This window comes from Mycobacterium sp. NAZ190054, from assembly GCF_001545925.1.
Taxonomy (GTDB): domain Bacteria; phylum Actinomycetota; class Actinomycetes; order Mycobacteriales; family Mycobacteriaceae; genus Mycobacterium.
In genome coordinates this window covers 1-10590 of sequence record NZ_LMVQ01000117.1, presented here as the reverse complement: position 1 = coordinate 10590, position 10590 = coordinate 1, and the positions used below count along the sequence as shown (strand labels likewise).

14 protein-coding genes, 3 pseudogenes and 1 riboswitch are annotated in these 10590 nt (G+C 69.3%); of the genes and pseudogenes, 11 read left to right on the top strand and 6 right to left on the bottom strand.

The genetic code is table 11. From position 1 onward, the window contains the following. A pseudogene (locus tag ASJ79_RS33115) lies at positions 1-95 on the bottom strand (DUF3071 domain-containing protein); the annotation flags it as partial. Here ASJ79_RS33115 and ASJ79_RS33825 point away from each other — a divergent pair. The 3 genes and pseudogenes from ASJ79_RS33825 to ASJ79_RS10390 form a co-directional block, all read left to right on the top strand. Continuing rightward, a pseudogene (locus ASJ79_RS33825) lies at positions 79-129 on the top strand (hypothetical protein); the annotation flags it as partial. The pseudogenes ASJ79_RS33115 and ASJ79_RS33825 sit on opposite strands and share 17 nt — an antisense overlap. Positions 130-169: 40 nt before the next feature. Next, positions 170-283, top strand: a pseudogene (locus ASJ79_RS33820) (DUF3071 domain-containing protein); the annotation flags it as partial. A gap of 41 nt (positions 284-324) precedes the next feature. Beyond that, positions 325-1131, top strand: coding sequence for a TIGR03620 family F420-dependent LLM class oxidoreductase (locus ASJ79_RS10390; protein WP_067954812.1), 807 nt, complete (start codon positions 325-327; stop codon positions 1129-1131). A 2-nt stretch (positions 1132-1133) separates the two neighbouring features. Here ASJ79_RS10390 and ASJ79_RS10385 read toward each other — a convergent pair whose 3' ends face one another. Further along, positions 1134-1409, bottom strand: coding sequence for a DUF2537 domain-containing protein (locus ASJ79_RS10385; protein ID WP_067954811.1), 276 nt, complete (start codon positions 1407-1409; stop codon positions 1134-1136). Next, positions 1406-2233: an RNA methyltransferase gene (locus tag ASJ79_RS10380; RefSeq protein ID WP_067954810.1), complete on the bottom strand. Its 828-nt coding sequence runs from the start codon at positions 2231-2233 to the stop codon at positions 1406-1408. Before ASJ79_RS10380 ends, ASJ79_RS10385 begins: the two co-directional genes overlap by 4 nt. 77 nt (positions 2234-2310) lie before the next feature. On the opposite strand from ASJ79_RS10380, the gene ASJ79_RS10375 reads away from it, so the two are divergent. Together ASJ79_RS10375 and ASJ79_RS10370 are read left to right on the top strand one after the other, a co-directional pair. After that, a complete protein-coding gene (locus ASJ79_RS10375; RefSeq protein WP_067954809.1) occupies positions 2311-2562 on the top strand; it encodes a DUF2530 domain-containing protein in 252 nt (83 codons plus the stop codon). An 11-nt stretch (positions 2563-2573) separates the two neighbouring features. After that, positions 2574-3026, top strand: a complete 453-nt coding sequence (locus ASJ79_RS10370; RefSeq protein WP_067954808.1) for an SRPBCC family protein — start codon at positions 2574-2576, stop codon at positions 3024-3026. A gap of 7 nt (positions 3027-3033) precedes the next feature. On the opposite strand, the gene ASJ79_RS10365 is transcribed toward ASJ79_RS10370, so the two are convergent. Then, the gene (locus tag ASJ79_RS10365) at positions 3034-3858 is read right to left on the bottom strand and encodes a DUF3027 domain-containing protein (RefSeq protein ID WP_231750809.1); all 825 of its coding nucleotides are present in this window, start codon (positions 3856-3858) and stop codon (positions 3034-3036) included. A gap of 182 nt (positions 3859-4040) precedes the next feature. On the opposite strand from ASJ79_RS10365, the gene ASJ79_RS10360 reads away from it, so the two are divergent. Continuing rightward, on the top strand, positions 4041-5636 hold the full coding sequence (locus ASJ79_RS10360) for an MFS transporter (RefSeq protein WP_067954806.1): 1596 nt from the start codon (positions 4041-4043) through the stop codon (positions 5634-5636). Then, complete coding sequence (locus ASJ79_RS10355) at positions 5633-6118, top strand: DUF2771 domain-containing protein (protein WP_067954804.1); 486 nt, start codon at positions 5633-5635, stop codon at positions 6116-6118. Before ASJ79_RS10360 ends, ASJ79_RS10355 begins: the two co-directional genes overlap by 4 nt. Position 6119: 1 nt before the next feature. Here the strand turns inward: ASJ79_RS10355 and ASJ79_RS10350 are convergent, their stop codons facing one another. Together ASJ79_RS10350 and ASJ79_RS10345 are read right to left on the bottom strand one after the other, a co-directional pair. Continuing rightward, positions 6120-7136: a glutathione S-transferase family protein gene (locus ASJ79_RS10350; RefSeq protein WP_067954802.1), complete on the bottom strand. Its 1017-nt coding sequence runs from the start codon at positions 7134-7136 to the stop codon at positions 6120-6122. 104 nt (positions 7137-7240) lie between these two features. Beyond that, the gene (locus ASJ79_RS10345) at positions 7241-7651 is read right to left on the bottom strand and encodes a cold-shock protein (RefSeq protein ID WP_067954799.1); all 411 of its coding nucleotides are present in this window, start codon (positions 7649-7651) and stop codon (positions 7241-7243) included. Between the two features lie 168 nt (positions 7652-7819). Between ASJ79_RS10345 and ASJ79_RS10340 the strand changes: the two genes are divergently transcribed. From ASJ79_RS10340 to ASJ79_RS10325, 4 genes are all read left to right on the top strand, one after another. Then, positions 7820-8227 carry a YccF domain-containing protein gene (locus ASJ79_RS10340; RefSeq protein ID WP_067954798.1) on the top strand — a complete coding sequence of 136 codons (408 nt, stop codon included), beginning with the start codon at positions 7820-7822 and terminating at the stop codon, positions 8225-8227. Then, the gene (gene moaA / locus ASJ79_RS10335) at positions 8224-9288 is read left to right on the top strand and encodes a GTP 3',8-cyclase MoaA (RefSeq protein WP_067954796.1); all 1065 of its coding nucleotides are present in this window, start codon (positions 8224-8226) and stop codon (positions 9286-9288) included. The genes ASJ79_RS10340 and moaA overlap by 4 nt, the downstream gene beginning before the upstream one ends. A 3-nt stretch (positions 9289-9291) precedes the next feature. Further along, positions 9292-9561 (top strand): MoaD/ThiS family protein, encoded by a 270-nt coding sequence (locus ASJ79_RS10330; protein ID WP_231750808.1) that lies wholly within the window; start codon positions 9292-9294, stop codon positions 9559-9561. 245 nt (positions 9562-9806) lie between these two features. Further along, positions 9807-10019, top strand: a riboswitch (cyclic di-AMP (ydaO/yuaA leader). 9 nt (positions 10020-10028) lie between these two features. Then, on the top strand, positions 10029-10590 hold a 562-nt coding region (locus tag ASJ79_RS10325), incomplete at its 3' end, for a transglycosylase family protein (RefSeq protein WP_231750807.1).

Genomic DNA, 10590 nt, shown 5'->3' with positions numbered 1-10590 from the left:
CGGGCGATGAGCGCCGAGGTGACCGTCTCCAGCAGCGTCAGCACCGACGGACCGTCGGCGAGGACAGGATGCGCGGCGGTGGCCAGTTCGGCCGCCGGGGTCGACATCGCCCGGGTCGAACGGTTCGCCCATCCGGTACTGCTGGAGCGCGCCCGAGCCCGAGAGCGTCGAGCCTCCGGAGACCGCCCCCGCGGCGAAGACTCCGCGCCCGCGCAAGGCCCGGCCCGCGGTGCCGGCCTGGGAAGACGTGCTGCTCGGGGTGCGTTCCAGCGGCCAGCGCTGACGCCTTGACCTGAAGTTCCGTTGAGGTTCTAGCGTGCATGGATGATCACGCTCGGGCCGATCGGCTTGGCCGGCAGTAACCCGTACACCGACGACACCGCCGTCGTGGCCGACGAGGCCCGGCACGCCGAACGCCTGGGCTTCTCGACGCTGTGGCGCTCCGGCGTGTTGCCGATGGTCGAGGCCGCGGTGCGCGCCACCGAAACCCTGCCGGTGGCCACCGGCATCATCCCGGTCTCCCAGGTGCCGGCCACCGACGTCCTGACCGCCTACCGGACATTGCAACGCGACCATCCCGGGCGGTTCGTCGTCGGACTCGGCGGCGCACGCGACAGTCACCCGTTGGCGACGATGCATGCCTATCTCGACGACCTCGACCGGGGCGGGCTGCCCGCGTCAGCGCGGATACTCGCGGCGCTCGGACCCAACATGGTGGCGCTGGCCGACGAACGGGCCTGTGGCATATACCCGTATCTCGTCACACCGGCCTATGTCGCCGCTGCACGCAGCGCGCTCGGTCCCGACCGGCGACTGGCGGTGCTGCTGATGGTCGTTCCCGTGACCGAGCGCGAGGTCGCGCGGCGGGCCGTCGCCGGTCCCTTGGATTTCCTGGCCAAAGCGGGCGGCTACCGCCGCAACCTGCTTCGGCAGGGATTCTCGGAAGCCGACATCGACTCGGTCAGCGACCGGCTCCTCGACGGTATCGCGGCGTGGGGCGACCTGCCGGCGATCGCGGCGCGGGTCGGTGAATACCGCGCGGCGGGAGCGGATCAGGTGGTGCTGCGGATCCTCGGCAGCGACGACATCCCCGCGGCCAGAACCCGGCTCGCCCGAACACTCATCGGCTGACGTCACACCCCGCCGGCGGCACCGATCACCAGCAGGGCAACCCACGCACCGGCGACTCCGACTCCCGTCCCGAGCACGAACCAGCGCCACACCGGCACTCGCCGCCACCCCCACACCGTGGGCGCCAATCCGCCCACCGCAACCAGATTCAGACCGGCCGCGAGCAACGGATGCACCCGCATCAATCCGATGCTGAGCACGATGACGGCCGTGGCGACCACCGCCGCGACGAACGCCGCGACCGTCAGACCGGTCCCCCACGGCGTCTCGTCGCTCACCGGCCGAGCCTATCCCGCTCGTAGAAGGCCAGCGCCGCGGCGGTCGCGACGTTCAGCGAGTCCGTGCCGCGGGACATCGGGATACGCACGCGCACATCGCTGGCCCGCATGGTGTGTTCCTTCAGGCCCGGCCCCTCCGCGCCGACCAGGACGGCCACTCGCTGGTCCGCCAACGCCGTCATCGCCTCGGCGAGAGTCTGCGCGGCCGGGTCCGGGGTCATCGCGAGAAGCTGAAATCCGCACTCCCGCAACAACTCAAGGTCACCGGGCCAGTTTCCGGCCTTGGCGAACGGCACCAGCAGCGCATGCCCCATCGACACCCGCACGGCCCGGCGGTAGAGCGGATCGGCGCAGCCGCTGCCGAAGATCACGCCGTCGACGCCCAGGCCCGCGGCGTTGCGGAAGACCGAGCCGAGGTTCTCGTGGTCGTTGACACCCTCCAGCACGGCGACGGTACGCGCCCCGTCGAGCACGTCGGACACCGTGAGGTCCGGGGCGCGCGACGCCGACGCGAGCACCCCGCGGTTGAGGTGGAAGCCGACCACCTCGGCCATCACCTCCGCGGAGGCCCGGTAGAACGGTGCGGCAACGCCGTTGAGATCGGCACCGAGTTCGGTCAGGCGCCGATCGGTGCCCAGCAGCGCGCGCGGCACGAACCGTGACGCCACCATCCGCTGCACCACGAGCACCCCCTCGGCGATCACCAGCCCCTTGCCGCTGGGCAGGTCCGGCCGGCGGTCGACACTGTTGAGGTCGCGGAAGTCGTCCAGCCGCGGGTCCGCCGGATCGCTGACGTCGACGACTTCAACGCCGTTGGCGATCACGCTGTTTCGGGAGGACCGGCGACGAGCACAGCGCTGAGACTACCCACCGTGCCGCGCCGGTCGTTAAGTTGGACGCGATGGACACCGACTCCGAACCTCAGCCTCCGCCGCTGCCCGCGGGCCTGCTCACGCCGTGGCCGGTCATCGTGGTCATCGCCGGTGGCTGGCTGATCGCCGCCGTGCTCGCCTTCACCGTCGGTGCGCTGCACGAATGGCGTCCGGTCACCGTCGCCGGCCTGGGCGTCGGAGTCCTTGGCACGACGATCTTTCTGTGGCAACGTCACGCGGTGCGCCGCGGACACCGCGGCGCACAACGGGGCTTGACGTAGGAGGAGATTCGATGGCAGCGCCGGTATTGCAAGCAGAGGTCGACATCAACGCGCCGGTGTCCAAGGTCTGGGCGCTCGTCTCGGACCTGAGCAAGATGCCGCAGTGGAGCCCGCAGTGCCGCCTGATGAAGCCGATCGGGCAGCTGCGCCAAGGCGCCCGCACGGTGAACCTCAACCGGCGCGGACTCATGTTCTGGCCCACCACATGCCGCATCACCGAGTTCATCCCGGAGAAGAAGCTGGCGTTCCGGGTCAACGAGAACCACACCGTCTGGAGCTACGAACTGGAGCCGACCGAGGCAGGGACCCGCCTGGTCGAAACCCGGCACGCCGAGAACGGCACGACGGCGGTGTCGAATTTCCTGGTCGGCAAATTCATGGGCGGCGTACCGAGTTTCGAGCAGGAACTCGTCGAGGGCATGAATGCGTCGCTGACGCGCATCAAGAACGCCGCGGAGAGTTGACGCGGAACTACTCGCTGCGCTCGACGAGATCGAGGACTCCGTCGTCATACGGGTCGAACAGCGGTGAGCCGGTGCCGGCGGGGGCAGGAGTGTCCGAATGGGCACCGCACCCGTACTCGGCGTCCACCACGTGTCCGTCCGCGGCGAACTCATTGGCGCACACGCCGAAGAGCACGCCGAGTGCTCCGCCGAGCGGCATGTAGAAGCCGCAGTCCCGGCACACGCGGCGGGTGGCCCGGGCCATCGCCGAGCCGGGACCGTAGTCGCCGTCGTGCCAACGCTGGGCGGCGTCGTTGCGGCCCCACAGGCTGAGCACCTGGCGGCGCCCCAGCCCCACTTCCACCGCGACCTCGTCGATCTGCGGATCGCCGGTGGCCATGTAGCCCGGCACCAACCGCGGATCGTCGGCCGGCGGGGCGAGCAGGTCACCCGGGCCGAGGTCGCCCGGGCGGATCCGTTCATCCCACGGCACCCACTTGGGGGCGAGCAGCGCGGTGGGGCCGGGCACGAGTACGACCTCACTGATCGTGGCCTGCGCGGCGCCGGGACAGGCGGCGACGACGACGGCCCACTGCCAGCCGCGGTAACCCGGCAGCTCGGCCAGGAAGCGGTGGGTGGCCGAGGTCGGATCCTCGAAACCTGCGCCGAGGTACTCACCGACGGTGTCCTCGCCGCTGTGCTCGACGATCGCGGCACGGGCCGCGTCGACGGCACCGAGCAGCACCGCCTCCAGGTCGGGGCCGGGGTTCTCGGAAGCCGGCTGTCCGGGCGCGTCACCCGTTTCGTGACCGGGATCGGTGGCCTGCGGATCGGGGTCGGTCATGCTGTCCATCGCCTCCAATAGTGCCTGAGCCGGGCAAGCGCCAGCCACACCGGTCGGCCCTGCGGCCGCTGTCGCTCCCATGGGGGAGAATCGACGGCGTGAGCGGACCGCGGCGTGACCACCGGGACCCTGACGGTCAGCAGGGTGGACGCTACTACCCGCCGCGCCCACCTGCGGGTGAACACCCGGGGATGGCCAATTACCCGAGTGACCCGACGGCGCGCCCGGGTGCCCGCGCAACCGGGCGAGGACGCCCCTACTCGCCGAACCAGGGCGGGAACCGCTGGCTGCCTCCGCTCGACGACACCGCGCGCCATCACGACCGCCACTACTCCCCGCCCCCGGGCCGCAACGGCGAGAAGGTGACGGTGACGCGGGCGGCCGCGCAGCGCAGCCGCGAGATGGGTTCGAAGATGTACGGCCTGGTGCACCGTGCCGCGACGGCCGACGGTGCGGACAAGTCCGGGCTGACCGCGCTGACCTGGCCGGTGGTGGCGAACTTCGCGGTGGACGCGGCGATGGCGGTGGCATTGGCCAACACGCTGTTCTTCGCCGCGGCCTCCGGGGAGAGCAAGAGCCGGGTCGCGCTGTACCTGCTCATCACCATCGCGCCGTTCGCCGTCATCGCGCCGCTGATCGGGCCGGCGCTGGACCGCCTACAGCACGGTCGGCGGGTCGCGCTGGCGGCGTCGTTCGCGCTGCGCACCGTGCTCGCCGTGGTGCTGATCGCGAACTTCGACAGCGCGACGGGCAGTTTCCCGTCATGGGTGCTGTATCCGTGCGCGCTCGGGATGATGGTGCTGTCCAAGTCGTTCTCGGTGTTGCGCAGCGCGGTGACACCACGTGTGCTGCCGCCGTCGATCGACCTGGTCCGGGTGAACTCGCGGTTGACCACGTTCGGGCTGCTGGGCGGCACGATGATCGGCGGCGGCGTCGCGGCCGCCGCCGAGTGGGGGTTCCAACTGTTCCAGATGCCGGGCGCGCTCTACATCGTGGTCGCGGTGACGATCAGCGGCGCGGTGCTGGCGATGCGGATCCCGAAGTGGGTCGAGGTCACCGAGGGCGAGGTCCCCGCCACCTTGAGCTACCACGGTCAGACCGAGGAACTCAGACGGCCGCCGCACGGAGGTGCGGCCACCAAGGCCCGCCAGCCGCTGGGCCGCAACATCATCACCTCGCTGTGGGGCAACTGCACCGTCAAGGTGATGGTCGGCTTCCTGTTTCTGTACCCGGCGTTCGTCGCGAAGGCCCATGATGCCGGCGGCTGGGAGCAGCTGCGGATCCTCGGGATGATCGGTGCTGCGGCCGCCGTCGGGAACTTCGTGGGCAACTTCACCGCAGCCCGCCTCGAGCTCGGCCATCCCGCCCGGCTCGTGGTGCGCTGCGCGGTGGCGGTCACCGCGATGGCCCTGGTGACGGCGCTGACCGGCAACCTGTTGGTGGCTGCGGTCGCGACGCTGATCACCTCCGGTTCCAGCGCGATCGCCAAGGCGTCGCTGGACGCGTCGCTGCAGGACGATCTGCCCGAGGAATCGCGCGCGTCGGCGTTCGGCCGGTCGGAATCGCTGCTGCAGCTGGCCTGGGTCGCCGGCGGCGCCACGGGGGTGTTGATCTACACCGAGCTGTATGCGGGGTTCACCACCATCACCGCGATACTGATCCTCGGCCTGGCCCAGACGGTGCTGAGCTATCGTGGCGAGTCACTGGTCCCGGGCTTCGGCGGCAACCGGCCGGTGCTTGCCGAACAGGAAGGTGTACGGACGGATGCGGCGGTGACCCGCGAGTGAAACGTGTTGTCGCTGTTCTGGCAACGGTGGCGCTGCTCTCGTCGATCGGTACCGGTGTACTCGTCTGGCAGCTGTCCCGCGACCGCGCACCGGAACTTCCCGAGATCTCGGCGTATTCGCAGGGACAGTTGTCCCGGGTCGGGCCGTACCGGTTCTGCCAGGTGCTCAACCCGACCGACTGTGTGGTGCCCGCCACGCAGGGCGAGCTGCCCGTCATCGGCCGCCACCCCGTCCAGCTGTCCGTCCCCGGCGAGATCGCCCAGGCGCCGTGGGTGCTGATCCGGGCCTACGAGGACGCCGACGTGGTCGAGGAGTTCCGGCCCGGGACCAGGCTGGCGGTGACGATCCCGACGTTGGACGCGCAGCGTGGCCGCCTCACCGGATTCGCGGTGCAACTGCCTACGCTGGTCCGCGACGAGGACGGCAACGAGTTCCCGGTCCCGCACGCCGAATGGTCGGTGCGCACGGAGTGGGGGTCATAGGCTAACCGGCGGAGTGGGCTTCCGGGACGCGCTCGGACTCACGCGTGGGACCGGGCGGGGTTCCGTCCCCGAACGGTCTGCCCCCCAGCGCCTCTCGGCCGTGCGGGGTCAGCCAGTTCGCCAGCGCCGGGCCTTTCGGCACCACGCCGGTGGGATTGATGTCCGAATGCACGATGTAGTAGTGCTGCTTGATCTGGACGAAGTCGATGGTGTCGCCGAACCCCGGCGTCTGGAACAGATCCCGCGCGTAGGCCCACAGCACCGGCATCTCCGCGAGCTTGTTGCGGTTGGTTTTGAAGTGGCCGTGATAGACGGGGTCGAATCTCGCCAGCGTGGTGAACAGACGCACGTCGGCCTCGGTGATGGTGTCACCGACCAGATAGCGCCGGCCGGACAAGCGGTCGGACAACCAGTCCAGCGCCGTGAACAACCGGTCGTAGGCCTTGTCGTAGGCACGCTGGGATCCCGCGAACCCGCAGCGGTAGACGCCGTTGTTCACCTCGGTGTAGATGCGCTGGGCGACTTCGTCGATCTCGTCGCGCAGCGGCTCGGGGTAGAGCTGCGGGGCCCCGTCGCGGTGAAAGGCGGACCACTCGGTCGAGAAGTCCAGCGTGATCTGGGGGAAGTCGTTGGTGACCACCTGGCCGGTCGCGATCTCGACGATCGCGGGGACGGTGACGCCTTTGGGGTAGTCCGGGATGCGTTTGTTGTAGGCGTCGCGCAGAAAGTGGATGCCCAGCACCGGGTCCACCCCGTCGGGGTCCAGGTCGAACGTCCAGCTGCGCTCGTCGTGCGTGGGTCCGCAGAAGCCGATGGACAGAACGTCTTCGAGCCCGAGGAGCCGCCGCACGATGATGGTGCGGTTGGCCCAGGGACAGGCCCGGGCGACGATCAGTCGGTAGCGGCCCGGTTCGACCGGATATCCGTCACGCCCGTCGGCGGTGATCCGCGTGGCGATGTACTGGGTGTCCCGGCTGAACTCCCCGCCGGAACTCGACGGGTCGGCCACATAACTCATGGCTCAGTCATACCCACTCCGCCGCACCCCCGCCCGCCGAAATGGCATTCCAGCAGAGCCTCACTCGAACTTCCGCTGCCGGAACGCAATTTCGGCGCGGGGGGTTAGGCGTCGAGTTCGCGGGCGACGGCCTTGACCACCTCGGAGACCCGCCGGGCGACCTTGCGGTCGGGGTAGCGGCCCTTGCGCAGCTCGGGCTGCACCGCGCTCTCCAGCAGCGTGATCATGTCCTCGACCATGCCGTGCAACTCGTCGGGGGTGTGCTTGTGCTCTGCCGCGGCGGCTTCCCGTCGGGTCCGGGTGAGACTGGGCGGCGGATCGATGAGCTTGACGCTCAGGGCCTGAGGGCCCCGCCGCCCCGCCGCGACGCCGAACTCGACGCGCTGGCCCGCTTTCAGACCTTCGACACCGGCGGGCAACGCCGAGGACCGCACGTAGACGTCCTCGCCCTCCTCCTGAGAGAGGAACCCGAAGCCCTTCTCCGCGTCGTACCACTTCACCCGGCCGGTAGGCACTGGTCTCACCTGCTGTCTGTCTGAAGCCGATAGCTGTCTGCACCTGTACGGGTACATAAAGTAAGCGTCCCGCCTGCGTCGGGACGCGTCCTGAGATCCTACTCGGACGGCCGCAGAGCCAGCATCCCCTTATGTCGGTAGGCTGCGGGTCACCGCTGGAGGAAGATAATGCGACTGATCCTGAACGTCATCTGGCTGATTTTCGGCGGCCTGTGGCTGGCGCTCGGCTATCTCCTCGCCGCGATCGTCTGCTTCATCCTGATCATCACGATCCCGTTCGGCTTCGCCTCGCTGCGCATCGCGGCCTACGCGCTGTGGCCGTTCGGGCGCACCATCGTCGAGAAGCCGGGCCCCCGCCCCGGGGCGCTGGTCGGCAACGTCATCTGGGTCATCGTGGCCGGTGTGTGGCTGGCCATCGGCCACATCATCACCGCGGTCGCCATGGCCATCACGATCATCGGGATTCCGCTGGCGCTTGCGAATCTGAAGATGATCCCGGTATCGCTGATGCCGTTGGGCAAGGAGATCGTGCCGGTCGACCAGGCACACGGCCGCGTGGTCGGAGCGGTGCCGTGACGGCCGTGTCGCTCGGGGTGCCGTCGGTACACCGCCCGTCGTCGTCCCCGGCCCCCGCGCAGGGCCCCCTGGTCGACACCTTCGGCCGGATCGCGACCGACCTTCGGGTGTCGCTGACCGACCTGTGCAACCTTCGGTGCACCTACTGCATGCCGGCCGAAGGGCTCGACTGGCTGCCGAACGACGAGAAGCTGAAGCCCGACGAGCTGATCCGGCTGCTCGATATCGCGGTCACCCGCCTGGGCATCACCAGTGTCCGTTTCACCGGCGGTGAGCCGCTGGTGGTACCGCACCTTGAGGACGTCGTCGCGGCGACCGCCGCGTTGACCCCGCGCCCCGAGATCACGTTGACCACCAACGGCGTCGGCCTGGCCAAGCGGGCCGAGGGTCTCAAGCGCGCCGGACTGGACCGCATCAACGTGTCGCTGGACACCGTCGATCCCGCGCGGTTCGCCGCGATCACCCGGCGTGACCGCTTCTCGGACGTGGTGGCGGGCCTGCGCGCGGCAAAAGACGCCGGACTGGACCCGGTGAAGGTCAATGCCGTTCTCGATCCGGTGACCGGTCTCGACGATGTGGTGTCGCTGGCGAGGTTCTGCGTCGACCACGGATACCAACTGCGGGTCATCGAACAGATGCCGCTCGACGCCGGACATTCGTGGCAGCGTGAGCGCGCGCTGAGCGCCGACGACATCCTCGGCGCGCTGAGCGCGCACTTCACGTTGACGCCCGATCCGCGTCCGCGAGGGTCGGCTCCGGCTCAGCTGTGGCAGGTGCACGAGGATGGCGGCGTCGTGGGCCACATCGGGATCATCGCGTCGGTCTCCCGCGCGTTCTGCTCGACCTGTGACCGCACCAGGCTCACCGCCGACGGCCAGATCCGCAACTGTCTGTTCGCGCGCGACGAGACGGACCTCCGCGTGCTGCTGCGTTCCGGTGCGGACGACGCTGCGCTGGAGGCGGCGTGGCGCTCGGCCATGTGGGCGAAAGCCGCGGGCCACGGCATCAACGACCCCGGCTTCGTCCAGCCCGACCGCCCGATGAGCGCGATCGGAGGGTGAGCGGTGCCCGACATCCACGGTGCCGCACGAGTCACCGTCCGCTACTTCGCCGCGGCGCGTGCCGCCGCGGGCACGGAATCCGAGACCCTCGACGTCGACCGGGGTGCCACGGTGGCCGACCTCGTGGACATGCTGAAAGCGCGGGACGCCGCGCTGGCTCAGGTGCTGGCCCGCTGCTCATATCTGCGTGACGGAGTTGCGGTGCGCGACATGGGCTCTGAACTGTGCGACGCGCAGACCATCGATGTTCTTCCGCCGTTCGCCGGCGGTTGACTTCTCAGGAACCCGGATCTAATCCGTGATTTGCATCACATCACGGAATGGTCACGGGATGGCTACGACGCGGTTGAGGGGCGAGGCACCTGCAGGAACAACAGTCCTTCCTGGTCTTTTAGAGTTTTTTTAGTATTTGCCGTCGGCGGACACACGGCGCCGAGCAAAAGGTGACGGGACCCAGACGAGCCATTACGGTCTTGAACCAGGCCGCTCAACCCCCACCTTGCGAACGGCCTGCCGCGACACCGACTGCGCCGAACTCCATCCGTTGGTGCGCGGGGACAACGAGAGACAACTCGGATGGAGGCGGGGGACCCACCGGTCCACCGACATACAGGACCAGGAACCTTTCGCGGTTCCTTGGGGTGAAGCCGTCGCCTTTCGACGACGCCGGCCGGGCGACCTCTCCAGCCCGAACCCGACAGCTGACCTCGTGGGCGCTTAAGAGAGGACCACAAGCACTTATGAGTGGACGGCATCGCAAGCCTGCTTCATCTGCTGTGAACGTCGCGAAGATCGCCTTCACGGGCGCAGTCATCGGAGGTGGCGGCGTCGCGCTGGCCGGCCAGGCCGGCGCGGCGACCGACGGTGAATGGGACCAGGTCGCCCGCTGCGAGTCCGGCGGCAACTGGGCCATCAACACCGGCAACGGTTATCACGGTGGCCTGCAGTTCGCGCCGAGCACCTGGACGGGCCACGGCGGCGGCGAGTTCGCCCCGGCGGCACACCTGGCCACCAAGGAAGAGCAGATCGCGGTCGCCGAACGTGTCCTGGCATCCCAGGGCAAGGGTGCGTGGCCGTCGTGCGGCGGGCCGCTCTCCGCCGCAACGCCGCGCAACGTCGTCGACGAACCGCCGGCCCCGGTCCACCCGCTCGGCCTCGACGGACTGCTTCCTCCTCCCCCGCCGCCACTCGATCCGTTCGCGCCGCCGCCTCCGCCGTTGTGGGGCAGCGAGGACCATGTACGCAAGGTGTTCGGCGCCAAAGGCCCCGGGCTAAACATGGAGGGCTGTGGGGGGGGGAGGG

Excerpts from the sequence above, each read along its gene's own strand:
- ASJ79_RS10390 (WP_067954812.1), top strand. The coding sequence starts at position 325 with ATGATCACGCTCGGGCCGATCGGCTTGGCCGGCAGTAACCCGTACACC.
- ASJ79_RS10375 (WP_067954809.1), top strand. The coding sequence starts at position 2,311 with ATGGACACCGACTCCGAACCTCAGCCTCCGCCGCTGCCCGCGGGCCTG.
- ASJ79_RS10370 (WP_067954808.1), top strand. The coding sequence starts at position 2,574 with ATGGCAGCGCCGGTATTGCAAGCAGAGGTCGACATCAACGCGCCGGTG.
- ASJ79_RS10365 (WP_231750809.1), bottom strand. The coding sequence starts at position 3,858 with ATGGACAGCATGACCGACCCCGATCCGCAGGCCACCGATCCCGGTCAC.
- ASJ79_RS10360 (WP_067954806.1), top strand. The coding sequence starts at position 4,041 with ATGGCCAATTACCCGAGTGACCCGACGGCGCGCCCGGGTGCCCGCGCA.
- ASJ79_RS10350 (WP_067954802.1), bottom strand. The coding sequence starts at position 7,136 with ATGAGTTATGTGGCCGACCCGTCGAGTTCCGGCGGGGAGTTCAGCCGG.
- ASJ79_RS10340 (WP_067954798.1), top strand. The coding sequence starts at position 7,820 with ATGCGACTGATCCTGAACGTCATCTGGCTGATTTTCGGCGGCCTGTGG.